General features: G+C 36.3%; 12 protein-coding genes and 1 tRNA gene. 6 read left to right on the top strand and 7 right to left on the bottom strand.

Annotation, left to right across the window (positions count from 1 at the left end):
* Positions 1-123 precede the first annotated feature (123 nt).
* The 3 genes from pgmB to K8B81_RS20250 all read right to left on the bottom strand — a co-directional run bounded on the left by pgmB (position 124) and on the right by K8B81_RS20250 (position 3,449).
* Positions 124-774 (bottom strand): beta-phosphoglucomutase, encoded by a 651-nt coding sequence (gene pgmB, locus K8B81_RS20260; RefSeq protein WP_223683354.1) that lies wholly within the window; start codon positions 772-774, stop codon positions 124-126.
* A 17-nt stretch (positions 775-791) separates the two neighbouring features.
* A complete protein-coding gene (locus K8B81_RS20255; RefSeq protein WP_223683353.1) occupies positions 792-2,147 on the bottom strand; it encodes an MFS transporter in 1,356 nt (451 codons plus the stop codon).
* Positions 2,148-2,420: 273 nt separating this feature from the next.
* A complete protein-coding gene (locus tag K8B81_RS20250) occupies positions 2,421-3,449 on the bottom strand; it encodes a LacI family DNA-binding transcriptional regulator (RefSeq protein ID WP_223683352.1) in 1,029 nt (342 codons plus the stop codon).
* Positions 3,450-3,686: 237 nt separating this feature from the next.
* On the opposite strand from K8B81_RS20250, the gene K8B81_RS20245 reads away from it, so the two are divergent.
* The 4 genes from K8B81_RS20245 to K8B81_RS20230 all read left to right on the top strand — a co-directional run bounded on the left by K8B81_RS20245 (position 3,687) and on the right by K8B81_RS20230 (position 12,061).
* On the top strand, positions 3,687-6,662 hold the full coding sequence (locus tag K8B81_RS20245) for a SusC/RagA family TonB-linked outer membrane protein (protein ID WP_223683351.1): 2,976 nt from the start codon (positions 3,687-3,689) through the stop codon (positions 6,660-6,662).
* Between the two features lie 53 nt (positions 6,663-6,715).
* Entirely contained in the window at positions 6,716-8,323 is a 1,608-nt protein-coding gene (locus K8B81_RS20240; protein WP_223683350.1) for a RagB/SusD family nutrient uptake outer membrane protein, read from the top strand.
* Between the two features lie 26 nt (positions 8,324-8,349).
* Positions 8,350-9,114, top strand: a complete 765-nt coding sequence (locus K8B81_RS20235) for a SusE domain-containing protein (RefSeq protein WP_223683349.1) — start codon at positions 8,350-8,352, stop codon at positions 9,112-9,114.
* 73 nt (positions 9,115-9,187) lie between these two features.
* The gene (locus K8B81_RS20230; protein ID WP_223683348.1) at positions 9,188-12,061 is read left to right on the top strand and encodes an alpha-amylase family glycosyl hydrolase; all 2,874 of its coding nucleotides are present in this window, start codon (positions 9,188-9,190) and stop codon (positions 12,059-12,061) included.
* Positions 12,062-12,132: 71 nt separating this feature from the next.
* Here the strand turns inward: K8B81_RS20230 and K8B81_RS20225 are convergent, their stop codons facing one another.
* The 4 genes from K8B81_RS20225 to K8B81_RS20210 all read right to left on the bottom strand — a co-directional run bounded on the left by K8B81_RS20225 (position 12,133) and on the right by K8B81_RS20210 (position 17,396).
* The gene (locus K8B81_RS20225) at positions 12,133-12,357 is read right to left on the bottom strand and encodes a DUF6814 family protein (protein ID WP_223683347.1); all 225 of its coding nucleotides are present in this window, start codon (positions 12,355-12,357) and stop codon (positions 12,133-12,135) included.
* Between the two features lie 10 nt (positions 12,358-12,367).
* Positions 12,368-13,864: an MFS transporter gene (locus tag K8B81_RS20220; RefSeq protein WP_223683346.1), complete on the bottom strand. Its 1,497-nt coding sequence runs from the start codon at positions 13,862-13,864 to the stop codon at positions 12,368-12,370.
* A gap of 485 nt (positions 13,865-14,349) precedes the next feature.
* Entirely contained in the window at positions 14,350-16,428 is a 2,079-nt protein-coding gene (locus tag K8B81_RS20215) for a hypothetical protein (RefSeq protein ID WP_223683345.1), read from the bottom strand.
* Between the two features lie 308 nt (positions 16,429-16,736).
* The gene (locus K8B81_RS20210) at positions 16,737-17,396 is read right to left on the bottom strand and encodes an HAD family hydrolase (RefSeq protein ID WP_223683344.1); all 660 of its coding nucleotides are present in this window, start codon (positions 17,394-17,396) and stop codon (positions 16,737-16,739) included.
* A gap of 537 nt (positions 17,397-17,933) precedes the next feature.
* Between K8B81_RS20210 and K8B81_RS20205 the strand changes: the two genes are divergently transcribed.
* Together K8B81_RS20205 and K8B81_RS20200 are read left to right on the top strand one after the other, a co-directional pair.
* Positions 17,934-18,007, top strand: a tRNA-Asp gene (locus K8B81_RS20205).
* A gap of 107 nt (positions 18,008-18,114) precedes the next feature.
* Positions 18,115-18,667 (top strand): transposase (locus tag K8B81_RS20200; RefSeq protein WP_223683343.1); only part of this gene is annotated, 553 nt, incomplete at its 3' end.

The following is an 18,667-nucleotide window of genomic DNA, read 5'->3' as shown; positions in this document are numbered from 1 at the left end:
GATTATTTTTTCTATTTTGATTGATGATTTGTTATCTGTTTATGAGTTTGTTTCAATTGGATAATTCTGTTTTAGTAAATTATCTCATTTTCTAATTGACGCATTCTCTAATTATCACATTTTCTAATTGATTAACTTTTGGATAAAACTTTCCTCTATAAGAGTGAAGTCCTTGAAAATGTAATCCGCTTCATGTAAAAAGGCTTCTTCTCCAATTCCAATACTTACCATTTCTGCGATGTTTGCTGCCTGAATTCCGGCAACAGAATCTTCAAAAACGATTGCATTTTTTGGATCAATATGGAGTAAGTGAGCCGCTTTTAAGAAAACTTCGGGGTCTGGTTTCGCATTGGTAACATCGTTTCCATCCACAATAACATCGAAATACGAAATGATTCCTGTTTTTTCTAAAATTGGTCTTGCGTTTTTACTGGCAGAACCCAGTGCGATTCCCTGATTTTTATCTTTTAATACTTGCAGAATTTTAAAAACTCCGGGAAGAATTTCACTTTCGTCCATGTCAACTAAATACGATAAATAATCCTCATTTTTCTGAATCAGCATTTTGTCCTTATCAGCCTGCGAAACCTGGACATTTCCTAATTCTAAAATGATATCCAAAGAACGAACACGACTTACACCTTTAAGTAATTCATTATGTTCGTGTGTGAAATTTATATGTAAAGCCTGCGCGATTTTTTGCCAGGCCAAAAAGTGATATTTGGCGGTATCGACAATGACTCCGTCAAGGTCGAAGATGAATGCTTTTTTCATTAAGGGAGAATTCTTATTTATGATTTCAGGATAGTGTCGTCTACATCTTTTACTTTATAGACTAAAAGAGCAGCAATTAAGAAACTTGTGCCACTTGTGATTAGGGCATAAATTGCATCGCCATCATAAAGATATTTAACAATTGGACCGCCAATTAATGCGTTTACAATTTGTGGAATTACAACAAAAAAGTTGAAAATCCCCATGTAAACCCCCATTTTTTTTGGAGCAATTGATCCTGCAAGAATCGCATACGGCATTGCCAGGATACTTGCCCATGCCACTCCAATTAAAATCATTGGCAATACAACCCAGTCTTCATTTGGCATATAATAAATCGAGATTAATCCTATTCCGCCAATGATTAATGAAACAGCGTGAGTTGATTTTCGTCCGATTTTTTTAGCAATGTAGGGTAAGAAAAACAAAGCAACAATAGCAGAAACTAAATTATAAACACCAAATAGAATTCCGACCCAGTCACCGGCATTTTGGTATTGCTGGCTCGAAGTGTCACTAAGCGGTAATTTGTAAATATGGTGTGCGATTGCCGGAGTGGTAAAAACCCACATTCCGAATAAACCAAACCACGAAAAGAATTGTACCCAGCTCAACTGCCGCATGGTGGCAGGCATTTTTGTAAAATCTGTGAAAATATCTGTGATTTTTGATTTTTCTTCAGAATCAGGAATCACCTCATTTTGCGGATCTTCAAATTTGGCGAGTTCTTCAGGTGAATATTCTTTTGTTGTGAAGAGAGTCACTAAAATTGAACCAACTAAAACTGCTGCCCCAATGATAAAAGACAGCGTCAGATTTAATGGAACACTTCCGGGAACGGTGCTGTTTGAAACACCGAAATATTTCGTTAAAACATAAGGCAATGCTGAACCAATTACGGCTCCAAAACCAATTAAAGAAGTTTGGATACTGAATCCTGCAGTACGCTGATCTGTTCTTAAATTGTCTCCAACAAGTGCGCGGAAAGGTTCCATGGCAATATTGAAAGAAGCATCCATGATCATTAACATTCCGGCTCCAACCCATAAAGCGGGCAATACTGAAATGAAAATATTAGCCTGTGGCATAAGGATTAATCCAACGGAGGCTAAAATTGCACCAACTAAAAAGAAAGGTTTTCGTCTGCCGAATCTCCCCCAGGTTTTATCGCTGTAATGACCAATAATTGGCTGAACTATTAATCCCATTAGGGGCGCAATAATCCAAAACCATGAAAGTTCATGGACGTCGGCACCAAAAATTTGAAGAATTCTGCTGGCATTTGCATTCTGAAGTGCAAATCCCATTTGAATTCCTAAGAAACCGAAACTCATGTTCCAGATTTCCCAGAAACTTAATTTACGCTTTTCCATTATCGTAATTTGTAAAAATTATACGATAAGCGCTTTGCTTATCAAAACTTACTATTATTTCGAAGTAAAAGTAAAAGCTTTGAACCAGGCTGTAAATATAGAAATATATTTCAGTTTTTTGTTTTATAAAGGCAAATAAGAGCAAACATTTTTTACTACAAGGTTGTAGTAATGAATTAAATAAGAAAAAAGTACCACTAAAATTGAAAATGATAAAGTATAAGACAAATTCAGTTTAAACAGTTGCATTACTATTCTTTACGATTGACAAAATTAGTCGGTAGATTCTCTTTTTATAAGATGCGTTTCGATAACCTCTGTTCTGTAATTTTCATTTTCTTCATCATCTTCATGTTCAGCTTCCAGTCTTTCGATAAGCATTTTAGCGGCTTTATTACCCATTTTTTTTCCGCTTTGACTCACCGTTGTAATACTTGGCGTTGAATATTTAGAAATAATACCGTCAGTAAAAGCAATTACAGCGAGATCTTTCGGAACTTTAAGCCCCATTTTGTTTGCGGTTTTAATAATGGTTACGGCAAAAAGCTCGTTTACGGCAAAAACAGCATCAAAAGCCCTGTCATGTAAAAGCTGGCTAATCGTAATTTCGCAGGTATCTACGTCTTCAATTTTTATGATTAAATCTTCGTTAAATGGTAATCCATTATCTAATAACGCTTTTTCGTAACCATCGGTTCTTAGTTTACCAACGCTTACATAATCAACAGTCGTGACAAGCGCTATTTTTTTTCTTCCGCTGTCAATCAGGCTCTGAACCGCTTCGTATGCTGCCGCCTTATCATCAATAATTACTTTATCGCATAATATATCATTGGTGACACGATCAAACATTACAACTGGCATTCCCTGATTGATCACTTCGGTAATATGATGAAAATCGCCTTTGAATTGTGTTTCTTTCGAAAGTGACATAATGAAACCGTCAATACTTCCGTTGGCCAGCATTTCCATGTTTAATACTTCTTTATCAAAAGAATCATCGGATAAACAGATCACAACACTATAACCGTTCTCATTAGCAACCTGCTCAATGCCGTCAATTACGGTAGAGAAAAAATAATGTACAATTTCCGGAATGATAATGCCAATACTTTTGGTTTTTCGGTTTTTTAAACTCAGGGCAATATTGTTGGGTTTGTAATTGTAAAATTTTGCAAAAGCCTGAACTTTTAACCGGGTTTCTTCACCAATTTCAGGACTGTTTCGCAATGATTTTGAAACAGTTGAAATAGATACATCGAGCTCTTTTGCTATCTGTTTTAGGGTCACTTTTCGCTTCATGATACTAATTTGAAAAAAATGTTATTGACAATAAAGGTATGTTTAATTTCCACAAATCATAATTTTATTCCTAAAAAAACGCAATAATATATAAAGTTTTCAACACTACCACGTTTGCGTAAGCCAATAAAAAATGACTGGCGTTGAGCATGTTAATTAATTCCTAATTTTGAAATTCGAAGTAAAATTAAAAGCTCAACTAACAATCACTAACTCAAACTAATTTAAACAAAAAGTATGAAAACAATTTCACAAAAGTTGTTATTTTTATTCCTGCTGCTGCCGTTTACTATGCTCGCTCAAAGCACTTTAAAAGGTACAGTTGTCGACAAGGCGACAGGACAACCAATCCCGGGGGTAAATGTAAATGTACAAGGTGCTCCTGGAGGAACATCGACCGGATTTGACGGTAATTTTGAATTATCTAATGTAAAGAACGGAAACAAAATCCTGGTTTCTTTTATTGGATACAAAACAGCAACCGTTGACTATAACGGTCAAAAAACACTAAACATTTCATTAGAAGAAGATACCAATCAACTTAAAGAGGTAGTTGTACAGGTAGGTTACGGTACCGTTAAGAAAAAAGATGCAACGGGAGCAGTAGCGGTTTTATCTTCAAAAGAATTTAATAAAGGATTAAATGTAACTCCGGAAAGTCTGCTAACAGGCCGGATTTCAGGTGTTACCGTTACCGGAGGAGGAGCTCCGGGAGCAAGAGCCAATATCAGAATCAGAGGAGGTTCTTCGTTAAATGCTTCAAACGATCCTTTAATCGTAGTAGACGGACTTCCGTTGAGTAATGCGGTGCCAGATGGTTCTACCAGCATTTTATCTACAATTGATCCTAATGACATTGAATCTTTTACTGTTTTGAAAGATGCCTCGGCTTCAGCAATTTATGGTTCAAGAGCTGCCAATGGTGTAATCGTTATTACGACTAAAAAAGGTTCTAAAGATGCATTAAAAGTTACTTTCAATTCTCAAACAGGAATCAGCTCTATTGCAAAAAAAATAGATGTTTTAAGCGCAGACCAGTTTCGTGAACTTGTAAACGAAAAAGGATCAGCAGCACAAAAAGCATTATTAGGAACTGCAAATACAGATTGGCAGGATGAAGTATTTAGAAGTGTAGTAACTTTAGATAACAACATTTCAGCAAGCGGTTCTTTGTTTAAAAAATTACCTTCAAGATTATCTGTTGGTAATACAAACACTCCGGGTATCTTAAAAAACACTTCGTTTGAAAGAACAACTACGTCTTTATCATTAAACCCGGTTCTATTTGATAATCATTTAAAAATTGATATTAACGGAAACTTGTCTTTTGGTAAAAATCAATTTCAGGATGAAAATAGTGTTATCGGAAGTGCCATTAATTTTGACCCTACACAATCTGTATATGATGAAGGTTCGCGTTATGGAGGTTATTTTGAATGGCTGCAGGCAAATGGAGATGTGAATCTTCTTGCTGCTAAAAATCCGGTAGCACGTATCAATCAAAATACGAGAAAATCTACTTCAACCAGAAAATGGGGTAATGTAAGAGTCGATTATAAACTTCATTTCCTTGAAGATTTGAGAGCTGTTGCCGAATTAGGAATTGACAAATTTGACAGTAATGGTTACGAAGAAAACAGTACCGAAAGTGTAAACGGCTATCAGCCTGCATCTTTCTCTGCAGGGAACTGGACAAATCTGGGAGACTACAGAGGATATACTGATTCAAGACAAAATAAAAATTTAAATGCTTATTTAAATTATGTGAAAACATTCGGAAAAATCAAATTAGATTTAACCGGTGGTTATAACTATCAAATGTTTGAAAGAGAAGCGTACAATAGTGGGGAAACAAGAAGACCAAACCCTGCTACTGACGTAACTACAGATGCGGATATTAATCTACAGTCTTATTTTGCCAGAGCAAATATTGGTTACGAAAGCCGCTACTTATTGACCATAAACTATAGAAGAGACGGTACTTCACGTTTTTCTAAAGAAAACAGATGGGGAGATTTTGGAGGAGCTGCATTTGCATGGAATATTTCTGAAGAAGCTTTCTTGAAAGACAATTCGACTATTTCATCTTTAAAATTAAGAGTTGGATATGGTACAACTGGTCAGCAGGATATTACAGCTGCTTATGATTACCTTAGAAGAGTAACTTTAGGAACTATAAATTCTAATTATATTTTTGGAAGCACTGCTTATCAGGTTGCTAAAACAGAAGGATTTAATAAAGATATCAAGTGGGAAGATACTGCAGAATTCAACTTAGGTATTGATTTTGGATTTTTAGCAAACAGAATTAACGGATCTTTAAATTACTTCAACAAAAAAGCGAATGACTTATTAGCTGATATTGCATATCCTGATGGTGCCAACATAAGAAATGCAGGATTCTCAAATGTAGGAAGTGTACAGACAGACGGTATCGAATTTAACCTTAACGGTGATGTTTTAAAATCGGAAAATTTAAACTGGAACCTGGCATTTAATGCTACTTATATTAATCAGGAGATTACAGATTTAGGATTTACTGTACCTGGATTCCAGGGATACATGACAGGAGATAACATAACTGGAGGAAGTAATAACAGAATAAAAATAAACTCTGTAGGATTTAATCCGGCTGCGTTCTATGTTTTTGAGCAATTGTATGATGCTAACAAAAAACCAATTCAGGGAGCTTATGTGGACAGAAATCAGGACGGCAGAATCGACAATTCAGATCGTTACAGATTTCATAAACCAACAGCGGATTACACTTTCGGGTTATTCAGTACTTTCAATTATAAAAAATTCGACTTTACAATGAGCTGGAGAGCAAATGTGGGCAACTTCATTTTTGACAACATCAACTCTGATAAAGGATATTTACAGGCAGGTCTGAGAAGAGATACTGATTTGGCAAATATTACACCGGATTATTACAACACCGGATTTACTTTTGAAGATAACGGAACTCAGCGTTATTTATCTGACTATTACGTAAAAGATGCTTCCTTCATCAAATTAGATAACGCAAGTATTGGCTACAATGTTGACAGGTCTTTATTCAAACAAGTGTCATTACGCTTTACTGTAGGAGTACAAAATGCTTTGGTTTTCAGCAAATATAACGGTATAGATCCTGAGAGTTTTTCAGGTGTAGACGGTAATGTTTATCCACGTGCAAGAACTTATGTATTTGGCGTAAATGCTAATTTCTAATTTATCATCCGATAAAGTATTGAAGTTCAATTAAAATTTAAAAAGTAAATAAAATGAAAATATCATTTAAAAATATAAGTTTTTTATTCCTGGTAATTCTGGGTTTAAATTTGGCTTTTACATCTTGTACAAGTGACCTGGATGTAACACCGGAAGATGATGATGAGTTTTTGTCAGAAGATTTCTTTAAAAGCCCTCAATCCTACAAGCAGGTTTTGGCAAAATTATATGCCGGAATGTATGTGGGTGGTAATGACGGAGATGCATCTCCGGATATTTCCGGAATTGGTGGTGATTTCAGCAGTTATTTAAGACTTCTGTTTGTAGTACAGGAATTCACAACTGACGAGGCTATAATTGCATGGGCTGATGGTACACTGCCAACAATGAATACTCAGACCTGGGCTCCTAATAATGAATTCCTTTACGGAGTTTATTCAAGATCTTTTTATCAAATAAGTCTTGCAAATGAGTTTTTAAGACAAACAACGGATGAAAAACTTGCTGAAAGAAATGTTGATGCTGCTTTGAAAGCAGAAATTGCCGCTTTTAGAGCGGAAGCACGTTTTTTAAGAGCTTTTGACTATGTTCAGTTAATGGATTTATTCGGTAATGTGCCTATTACAACTGAAGCTGATCCGGTAGGAATTTATAATCCGGTTCAAAAAACAAGAGCAGAAGTTTTTGCTTTTGTAGAAAGCGAACTTAAAGATTTAGAAAACAGCCTGGTAGCTTCTAAAGCTAATGAATACGGAAGAGTTGACAAAACGGCTGCAAAATTCTTATTGGCTCAAATCTATCTGAATGCTAAAGTATATATCGGAACTGCAAAAAATACCGAAGCTGTTGCGCTTTGTAGTGATATCATCAATAATTCAGGATACACTTTTGCAGACGTACCTTACAAATATTTGTTCTCTGCAGACAATAATACAAATGGTGCACAAAGCGAATTTATTTTCCCTGTAATTAGCGATGGTAATTTAATCAGAGCTACCGGAGCAGGAATGAGTTTTATCCTTCACGCTTCAATTGGAGGTTCAATGAATGGAAGTGATTACGGTATGGATGGAGGCTGGCAGGGTATCAGAACAAGAAAAGAATTTGTTCAGTTATTCCCTGATGAAACAGCAACCGGTGACAAAAGAGGAACTTTCTACACTACCGGACAAACGCTTGATATCAATAATATCGGATCGTTTACAAATGGTTATGCTGTAACTAAGTTCACTAATAAAAAATCAGACGGAGGTGCAGCTCAAAGAAATGATATTCCGGATACTGATTTCCCGGTATTCAGATTATCTGATGTATATCTAATGTATGCCGAGGCAATCTTAAGAGGAGGTACCGGCGGAGATTTGAATGCCGCAGTTGGTTACATCAATAAATTAAGAACCAGAGCGGGTGCTACTACTATAACATCAGGAGATTTAACCCTTAATTTTATTCTTGACGAAAGAGGAAGAGAATTGTTTTGGGAATGCCACAGAAGAACTGACTTAATTCGTTTCGATAAATTCACAGGATCTTCAAAATTATGGCAATGGAAAGGCGGAGTTAAAAATGGTACTTCTACAGAATCCTATAGAAACCTTATGCCGATTCCTGCTACAACTATTCAGGCAAACCCTACTTTAATTCAAAACACTGGTTACTAACTAATAACTCATAAAAAACAAATAAGATGAAAAATATAAATAAAATTTTAATTGCATTTATCAGCATTTTGGCTGTTTCATGTTCAGGCGACGACGTAGAAAGCAGACCAGTAATTGAGGCTGCAACTGCTCCGGTATTATTAAGCCCTAAATCAGATTTTAACGTTGTATTACAAGTTGCGAATTCAGATGGCCTCGCCACTACATTTGTTTGGGATGATGCACAATATGAAGGAAGCACAACTGTTGTTAATTATAGTGTAGAAATAGCTAAAGCAGGAACTAACTTCGAATCTCCATATGTTGCAGGTACAACTACTGACAAGTTTAAAAACTTTACTGTTGCAGAATTAAACGCAGCAGCTTTAAATATCGGTTTGACTCCTTTGGCAGAAGGTCAGATTGATGTTCGCATTAAATCTACTGTTGGAGGCGTTGGATCAGCTCCTCAAATATCTAATTCTTACACCATCAAAGTTACTCCTTATACGGCATGGGATAACTGGGGTATAATTGGTAGTGCAACAGCACCAGTCACAGGTGGTGACGGTTGGGGAACTGATGCAAATTTAGATTACAACTCTGGTACTAAAAAATATTCCATCACGATGGATCTGGTTGTTGGAGAAATCAAATTCAGATTAGATGATGGCTGGACAACTAATTATGGTGATAATGGCAATGATTTAAGCTTAGATGCAGGCGGATCTAATATTCCAATTGCAACAGCAGGAAACTATACTATTGTTGTTGACTTTATTGCAAAAACATATACCATTAAAAAGAATTAGTAATTTTTGATTACAATAAAAGGCTATCTGCGGGTAGCCTTTTTTTAATCATACTATCTAACCACATATCATTATGAAAAAAACTTTACTAACCATATTCTTTTTGTTGTCGGCTGCTGTTTTTGCGCAACAACAAACCGTTGACTATTCTGTAAGTCCTGCTACTTTTGAAGAAACCAATTCTATTACTATTACAATAAAAGGAAGCAGTATCAATGAAACCAGCTGGGGCATTGCCGCAACTCATGAATTATACATGTGGGCATGGGCTTTTGACACCAATGACACTACCGCAAAAGGAACACCCAATAACGGTTCGTGGACCGCTTCAAGCGCAGCCAGTATGTTTACGTATAACGCCGGAACCTATACTTATACCAAAACCATTACTCCTGCTACGTATTACAATGCCACCGGAATTGGCAGAATTGGTTTTTTAATTAAAACAAAAGACGGAACCGGAGATAAAAAATCACAGGATATTTTAGTAGAAGTCGGTACTTTTCAGGTTACGCTTACTGCACCGGCAGAAAATAGTTCTTCCATTTTAACATCAGGTTCTAATTTTAATATTGCGGCTACCAATACCAATGGTGTTGCGAGTTATGTACTAAAATCAAACGGGAACACGATTAATACAAATGCAAGTACAGCAAATTATTCCTTTAGCCATGCTAATGTTACTGCTAATCAGAGCTATGAATTATTGGTGACGCAGGGAGCAACAACAATTTCAAAAAAGTTTTCGGTTATCGTAAATCCTAATACGGTTTCAGAAGCTATGCCTGCCGGTTTAGTTGATGGGATTAATTACAACTCTGGCGATGCTACAAAAGCGACTTTGGTTTTGGATGCCCCTTTAAAAGATTTTGTCTACGTGGCCGGAAGCTTTAATAGCTGGCAGCCTTCATTGGCGTATGCCATGAAAAAAGATCCTACTTCCGGAAAATTCTGGTTGGAGTTATCCGGTTTGGTTTCGGGAACAAATAATACCTATCAATATTGGGTAGGAGATGCGACACCTTTAGCAAATTCACCTTCATTGGTTAAAACAGCAGATCCTTATTCTACTTTGGTTTTATCCCCTTATGATGATGCTTCAATTCCTGCTGCCAATTATCCAAATATGCCGATTTATCCATCAGGACAACAATTTGAAGTAACCGTTTTAAAAACCGGACAAACGCCATACAACTGGCAGGTCAACAATTTCACAAAACCTGAAAAAGATAAATTAGTAGTCTATGAAGTTTTGGTTCGTGATTTTGATGCCAACAGAAACTATCAGAGCCTGATTGACCGGATCGATTATTTTAAAAATTTGAAAATAAACGCAATTCAATTAATGCCGGTAATGGAATTTGAAGGCAACGAAAGCTGGGGCTACAACACTTCTTTCCACATGGCGCTCGATAAATTCTACGGAACTTCGGACAAATTAAAAGAACTAATCGATTTATGTCACCAAAACGGCATCGCCGTGATTCTGGATGTGGCTTTGAATCACGCTTTCGGAAGAAATCCGATGGTGAGAATGTGGATGAATGATCCTGACGGAGACGGTTTCGGATCCCCAACTACCGAAAACCCTTATTTTAATACAGTTGCCAAACACAGTTATAGCGTTGGTGAAGATTTTAACCATCAGTCCATCAGAACTCAGAATTATGTAAAACGTGTGATCAAACAATGGGTTGAAGAATTCAAAATTGACGGCTTGCGTTGGGATTTAACCAAAGGGTTTACTCAAAATTGTACTGCTTCAGATGAAACTTGTACCAATGCTTATCAACAAGACAGAGTTGATGTTTTGAAATCATATGCTGATTATTCCTGGACCCTGGATCCTACGCATTATACTATTTTCGAACATTTAGGAACTGATTTGGAAGAACAGCAATGGGCAAATTATAAAATTGCAGAATCACCAAGTAAAGGAATCATGATGTGGGGAAATATGAATAGTGCTTATAATGAGTTGTCTATGGGGTACACTGGTAATATTTCAAGAATGACAAGCTCAAGCCGTGGGTTTTCTGCAAACAGATTAATAGGTTACGCAGAAAGCCACGACGAGGAACGTCTGATGTATAAAAATATCCAATACGGAAATTCGACAAATGCTGCTCACAACGTAAAAACATTAAGCACAGCTTTGTCCAGAATGTCGGCTATTGGCGCGGTTTCATTATTGGTTCCGGGACCAAAAATGATCTGGCATTTTGGAGATTTAGGCTGGGATTCTTCTATTTTTACCTGTAATAACGGAACCGTAAATGATGCTTCAGCGACAATTTCAGGAGACTGCAAATTAGACACAAAACCACAGCCGCAATGGACTGGAAATTGGCTCGGAAATTCTGGACGAAACAAAATTTATAACGACTGGTCAAAAATGATCACCATGAAAATTGCGGAGCCTGTGTTTTCCGGAACAACAACCATGTCAAATACCAGTTCATTGTATCCGAACATTAAAATTACAAACTCAGCTCTATCTTCAGGACAACTTAAAGATGTGTTGATTTTGGCCAACTTTAATGTTACCACTCAAAACGTTGCTACCGGTTTTTCATATCCGGGAACATGGTATAATCTGATGGACAATACTACAATAAATGTTACCGACGTGAATGCTGTAATGAGTATTCCAGCAGGAGAATTCAGAATTTACGGAAACAAACAAGCCAGTCTGGCTATTGAAGATTTCGAAAAAGGAAACGCATTGAGTTTGTATCCAAATCCTGTTTCGAATTACTTCACATTGAATTTTGCTGCTGTAAAAGTTGAAGTTTATGCTATTACTGGTCAATTGGTAAAAAGTTTTACACACAATGAAAATGCAGATTTTCAATTTGAGGTAAGCGATTTAAAACCGGGCTTATATATTGTAAAAGCACTTAATGAGAATAATGAAGCAGAAGTAATAAAGTTTATTAAAGAATAAATTTTTGTTTGGTTTGGTAATGCGAAAAGGCTGTCCGTGTGGGCAGCCTTTTGTTTTTTATATGATAGAAATTAATTCTCTTTGTCGTATTCTCCAGTTAAAGAGAAGTAGCCAAAAACCCCAAGCCCCAAAACGATCAATGGAGTCAGAATAAACAGAATGATAATTCCAAATACCAAATCCTCTTGTTGATCCGATAAAAATTTTGGCAGACCAAATTCAAAAATGCAAAAATAGGCAGCAGCAATTGCTAATATGATCCACACAATTCCTAAGGCTCTTTTTATAAAATTCATTTTCAGTAGATTAAAGGTGAGAGTTTTTATTTTTATTATCAATGTAAATCATTCCAATTACAAAACAGATAGAGGCAATCACAATAGGATACCAAAGTCCGTCCAGATAAAAGTCCTGTTTTCCTGCTGCTTTTGAATGAGTAACAAAATAAGTCGAAATTGCAGGAAGCAAACCTCCGAAAATTCCATTTCCAACATGATAAGGCAACGACATGGAAGTATATCGAATTTTAACCGGAAACATTTCGACCAAAAAGGCTGCAATTGGCCCATAGACCATGGTAACAAATATAACCTGTATAAACACTAAGAAAATCAAATTCCACTCATCACTCGAATTAATCATCACAGATGTACTGACCTGAGCCTCTTTTTTAGTCGCAAACACGGTTTTCTTTTCTATTGAAACAGTTCCATCAGTAAACTCTTTATGAGTCGTGTAAACAGAATCTTTTGCATCCGTTAGTTCAACCGTTGTTTTTGTTTTTTCTGTAATTTCGGTTTTAAGAGCTGTATCTGTTGTGGTGTACATTGCCTTATAAATTGGTCTGTACAGCAAAATAGCAAGCAGCATTCCGCCCATCATAATATATTTTCTTCCCACTTTGTCACTCAGCCATCCAAATACAATAAAAAACGGCGTTCCCAGTAAAAGTGCAATTCCCAATAAAGTATCAACCTGCGAAGAATCTATGTTCATCACCGTTTTCATGAAACTCATGGCGTAAAATTGTCCGGTATACCAGACAACGCCCTGTCCCATTGTGGCACCAAATAAAGCAAGCAATACAAACTTTAAATTATAGCGGTTTCCAAAACTTTCTTTTAGCGGACTGGCACTTGTAGTTCCTTCTTTTTTTGCTTTCGCGAATTCAGGAGACTCGTCCATATTTTTTCGGATGAGGTAAGAAACGCCAACCATGACAATCGATACCCAAAACGGAACACGCCATCCCCAGTTATCAAAATCCTCAGCAGAAAGGACTGTTTTTGTTGCCAGGATTACCATCAGTGAAATAAATAATCCAACTGTTGCTGTGGTCTGAATCCATGAGGTCCAATAACCTCGTTGTCCTTTCGGGGCATGTTCTGCAACGTAGGTTGCTGCTCCGCCATATTCTCCGCCTAAAGCAAGTCCTTGGAGCAAACGTAAAATCAAAACCAATAAAGGTGCTAAAAAGCCAATCGTTTCATAACTCGGAATACAGCCTATCAAAAAAGTAGAACCACCCATTAATAACAGGGTAGCCATAAAAGTATATTTACGGCCAATTATATCTCCAAGTCTTCCAAAAAATAAAGCTCCAAAAGGACGAACCACAAATCCTGCTGCAAAAGTCGCTAATGTTGACAGAAATGCTGCGGTAGGATTGTCACTGGGAAAAAATTTGGTTGAAATTACAACGGCTAAACTTCCAAAAATATAAAAATCATACCATTCAATCATAGTTCCCATAGAAGAGGCCGAAATCACTTTCCAAATGCCTTTTGTAGATGTATTACTCATAAAGTGCAAATAATGTAATTGATAATAAATAAATAATTAAAATATTTTTTTACGAATATAAAAGATATTTATTTATTATGCTGATACTTTTTTAACAAAAGGAGATTAATTGTTTATTTTACATTTTTAAGCTATGAGAAATTCAATAGTCATAGTAAAAGATTTGGTTCTAAATTATAAAAGCCAACTTTTATCATACTTTCTTGATGTAGAATGATTTAAATTAGCAGATAATAAAAAACATTCTAACGCTAAGGATAAAACCGAGACTAATGTGTTTTTTTTCTTTAGGCAGTTCGATTTCGATTATATAAGGGGATTTAAAAATAAAAATCTTTCAAAATGCCCTATTGCTTGCAATTGCATTAGACTTTGTGTAATGTTTTTATACACGTAAATTAATTTTGGATAAAAAACCTCCAGTTAAAAACTGGAGGCTGTCATATTATGCTTTATGTATAAAACTTATATATCTGATGTTTCCATCATTTAGTAAATTTTACATGGTAGGTTTTTACCACACCTTTATAATCAAACTTCACAACAGCATTGTCTGTTATATCTTTTGCCTGTATTATAGATATCTTTACTTCTGGATTACTGGCAGTTGCTGCTACAACAGGAATGCTGTTTGCTTCGGATCCAACTTTAGAAGTGGCTTCATAAATATCGTAACCAACATTGCCATTGGCTCTGGTAAATCTAACCGGAGTTTCCGAGAGTTTTAAATCTTCTCCGTTCACTTTAATGCTAACGGTAGGAACTACAGGGCGAACAATTTTATTTTTGGCAGAACTAAATCCCAATCCAGCTAAATCAAAAAGAGATTCTCCATCGTTACCCTCTGCCACTAAATAGATAGCATGTTTTTTATCCAGTCCGTCTACAAATTTTGCAACGTCTATGGTGAACTGGGTAATATTTTGTGCAGCATTTTGAGGAACGACAATTTCGCCTATTTTTTTTCCTTTCCATGTGTCATTGTCTATCATGCCGTCAAGCCAGACATTAACTTTAAATGATTTTTCGGTATTTGGTTTAAGAAACAAATTAAAGGATGTTTTATTCCCTTTTTGAGTACCTTTAAAAGCCTTAATTCCGTTTTTATTGTTTTTAAGACCTCCAAAACCGAAATACTTATACCCAATAATATGACCGTTTTTAACCTTGGTAATCGGCATGTGGTTATCCCATATATCCCAGGAATCTTGCTGTGTGCTATTGTCAGAGAGGTAACACGCATAACCTGCCGAATAATATTGGTAAGGATCAAGACCATAAATATGAAAACCTTCAGAAGTAACTTCAGCACCTTTGTATTCATTTCCTTTACTATCTTTTACAGTTGGCACTTTGTCAGCGTAAGGATCATACATTCCAATTGAAACCATACCGCCTTCAGACACAGGTTTATCATCCCATTTCACTGTTATAGGGGCAACCATTGCCTGACGTGCAAATCCAAATCCTCTTGGAGGCCTGTGATAAAAAGCATACCATTGACCATTTATTTCCTGAATACTTCCGTGAGTATTGTGGCCTGCATTTGAAGTTATTATAGCGGTTCCATCCTGATTAAGCACAGGAGCACGTGAATCTACCAAAACACCGCCAATTTTCCATGGACCCAGAGGTGAATCTCCCACAGCATATCGTAAAGTAGAATTAGAACTGCTTATTCCGTAGTCTGGGCCTGAATAACCACTATAAATTGAAACATATTTATTGCCTACCTTACGAATGGAAGATGCTTCAAAAAAATTAAACGTCCCAAAATCCTGTCCCGGATAAATTTGGGGAAATGCTGTTCCCTTTGGCGCGCGGGGAACACCATAACTGGAACTTGCAGGTAAAAAATTTGCAATTATTTCAGTTCCTGGCCTAAGTGAATACATGGTGTTTTGGTCTAACTGTGCTGCTGACGATTTTTGAAAACCCCAATACCCATAAGTCCTAAAACCAGTTTGATAATCAGCATCTTTTGGGTCTGTAACGTATTCAATATAAACGGCAGGGTCAAATCCAAGGATGCTTCCCGGTAAAGTACGTTTTCCGTCTGGAGTAAGATTTACAGGAGTGAAAGGACCATCAGGACGACTTCCTTTAGCTATCATGGCTTCTCTGCTTTCTCCACGGCTGTGAGGGTATAGGTAATATTCCTTTGTGCCATCTTTTTTCTTTACCTCTACCAGATCGGGAGCGTACATAACATCCCATTTTCCGTCAACTTCATAAGTAAAAACAGGTCCTTCGTCCCTCCAGCTCGACAAATCTTCTACAGGCGCAGACCATATTCTAATATCAGCTCCGCAATAAGCAGTGTAGGCGACATCATGGGATCCGATGATATAGGCACGAAATTTTCCCGGATTATCCGGATCTTCAAAAACCCTTGGCTCTCCATCCGGCAAATGTTCCCACAGAGGCAGATAAGGATTTCCTAAAGCCTTATGCACATATTTGTTTTCAGTTTTGGTCTGCACCATTTTTTTTTGTGCCTGGATAGTGGTCATAGCAAAGAGGGATGTCCACACGCAGGCTAAAATGATTCTTCCATTTTTCATAGTTTTTTGTGTTTTTTTATGAGGTTGATTTTTATTTTTTAATTCAGGCAGCACTATTTACTTATGATCCAGCTTTAGGTTTAATTTGCTGGTTTTAATGCAAATAAGCAAAAAAATATTGTCCTAATTTAAAAGTGTCAATATAACACTTTTAATATGGTAAAAAAAATAAAACCACATAATTTTAACTACGAAGAGATAGAACCCATTTTTCAATTAATCTACTTTAGTTATTATGATTAGTTTAATGAAATCAAAATGAGCAGCAAAAATCTATTAATTCTTGTAAAGGATAGAATTAACAGAAATTACAATTTCAACAAAGCCAAAATTTTCTCAACATTTATTTCGCTGTAATCCTTGATGTAAAAATCACATGGTGGTAATTGTTCTTTAGTATGGGTACTCAAAACGCCAACTACTTTCATTCCTGCATTGATTGCAGCTGAAGCTCCCGAAAAAGAATCTTCAAAAACGACACAATCAGCCGGAGAAACGCCTACACGCGCTGCTGATTTTAAATATACTTCCGGATCAGGTTTATGATGTTTTACATCTTCGCTGGACAACATCGAGTCCATTTTGTCTTTTATCTGTAAAGCGGTTATGATTAAATCCAGGTTAGCACGCGGTGCAGAGGTTGCGACAGCTGTTTTAAATCCGCGAGATTTTAGTTCTTCTAAAAACTTCAGATAATGCGGAATCGTTTCTACTTTGTCTTTATATATTTCACGGAACATAGCTTCTTTTTCGAATTCAAGTTTAGCTAATTCTTCTCCCGCAACGGAACGTTTGAAGAAATGTGTCATGATGTATCCGTTATGCTTTCCGTACATATGCTCTTCAAATTCTTCCTGTGTGTATGGAATTTGGTATTTATCGAAAAAGGCTTCGAAAGCCACTACATGATGTGGATTGGTGTGGCATATCACGCCATCCATATCAAAAATTACACATTGCTGGCTCATAATTGTTTGTTTTGTTTAACTTGTGCAAGATAAGTTTTTCTACAGAGATGCGTAGAAGTTTTCCAGGAGATACGTAGAAGTTTTTTTAATCTCTAAAAAGCCAGAGAGTTACATATTGTTGTAGTGAAATATTAAAATGGATTAATCCTAAATCAATGGCTTCGGGCAATTTATAATAATCTCAATAATAAGCATATTGTGATGATAAAACTTGCGTATTGGTATAAAAAACAAAAGAATCCAGATTCAAAAACTTCAATATTTTACGAAATACCATAACTAGTAATTATGAGTCAATATTAAATTATTTGATAATAGAAGTGCAATTACGTAAGTAGAATCTTTTAATGCAAAGATAAAAACAGCTTACCTATTACATTTTTACTGTCTTTTCGGATTAAAACCTACTTACTCATCTTTCTATCGTAATAGAAATCAGACGGTTAAAAATTTAACGCTTTTTATTTGTTTAAAAAATACAGAAAACCTTGTAAAATCAAAGTTCTATTGTATTTTTGCAGCACAATAACGCAAGTAGGTTTGGTAGTTCAGTTGGTTAGAATACATGCCTGTCACGCATGGGGTCGCGGGTTCGAGTCCCGTCCAGACCGCAATATTGGAAAAGAGGCTGTCTAAAAAGTCTCAAAAGGCAAAAATCCCGAAATTTTTCGGGATTTTTTTTGTGTTTATCCCTCAAAAATAGTATTTTGAGGTTGCTATGACAAACAATTCAAAAATACATTTTAAGGCATTACCAGCCAATAGTCCAAGTCTTTTTCCGGAAGATATTTTTAATAAAATTCCTCAAAACCATCCCGTTCGATTGGTAAATGAAGTGGTCAACCACTTGAACATCGATACTTTAATTGAGCAATACAAAGGTGGGGGCACCAGTAGTTACCACCCAAGAATGTTGGTTAAAGTGCTGTTTTACGCCTATTTAAGCAATATTTATTCTTGTCGAAAAATAGAAAAAACACTCCACGAGAACATTCATTTTATGTGGCTCAGTGGCCAGAGTACCCCTGATTTTAGAACGATAAATTATTTCCGTGGAAAAAGATTAAGCGGAAAAATCCAGCAATTGTTTTCTGATGTGGTGCGTATGTTGCAAGAAATGGGTTATGTAAGCCTGGAGGTCCAATATATCGACGGAACGAAAATTGAATCCCCGGCCAATCGTTATACTTTTGTTTGGAAAGGTTCAGTTGAGAAATACAAAGAGAAGCTCCAAGCCAAAATCCAATCGGTCCTCGCCGATATCGAGAGCC

This window comes from Flavobacterium hibisci (genome assembly GCF_020026925.1).
GTDB classification, from domain to species: Bacteria; Bacteroidota; Bacteroidia; order Flavobacteriales; family Flavobacteriaceae; genus Flavobacterium; species Flavobacterium hibisci.
The sequence above is the reverse complement of the archived record's forward strand: the minus strand, read 5'-3'. Positions and strand labels throughout refer to the sequence as shown.

Bases quoted from the DNA above. Each gene is read 5' to 3' on its own strand.
- pgmB (WP_223683354.1), bottom strand. From the start codon at position 774: ATGAAAAAAGCATTCATCTTCGACCTTGACGGAGTCATTGTCGATACC.
- K8B81_RS20255 (WP_223683353.1), bottom strand. From the start codon at position 2,147: ATGGAAAAGCGTAAATTAAGTTTCTGGGAAATCTGGAACATGAGTTTC.
- K8B81_RS20250 (WP_223683352.1), bottom strand. From the start codon at position 3,449: ATGAAGCGAAAAGTGACCCTAAAACAGATAGCAAAAGAGCTCGATGTA.
- K8B81_RS20245 (WP_223683351.1), top strand. From the start codon at position 3,687: ATGAAAACAATTTCACAAAAGTTGTTATTTTTATTCCTGCTGCTGCCG.
- K8B81_RS20240 (WP_223683350.1), top strand. From the start codon at position 6,716: ATGAAAATATCATTTAAAAATATAAGTTTTTTATTCCTGGTAATTCTG.
- K8B81_RS20235 (WP_223683349.1), top strand. From the start codon at position 8,350: ATGAAAAATATAAATAAAATTTTAATTGCATTTATCAGCATTTTGGCT.
- K8B81_RS20230 (WP_223683348.1), top strand. From the start codon at position 9,188: ATGAAAAAAACTTTACTAACCATATTCTTTTTGTTGTCGGCTGCTGTT.
- K8B81_RS20225 (WP_223683347.1), bottom strand. From the start codon at position 12,357: ATGAATTTTATAAAAAGAGCCTTAGGAATTGTGTGGATCATATTAGCA.
- K8B81_RS20220 (WP_223683346.1), bottom strand. From the start codon at position 13,864: ATGAGTAATACATCTACAAAAGGCATTTGGAAAGTGATTTCGGCCTCT.
- K8B81_RS20215 (WP_223683345.1), bottom strand. From the start codon at position 16,428: ATGAAAAATGGAAGAATCATTTTAGCCTGCGTGTGGACATCCCTCTTT.
- K8B81_RS20210 (WP_223683344.1), bottom strand. From the start codon at position 17,396: ATGAGCCAGCAATGTGTAATTTTTGATATGGATGGCGTGATATGCCAC.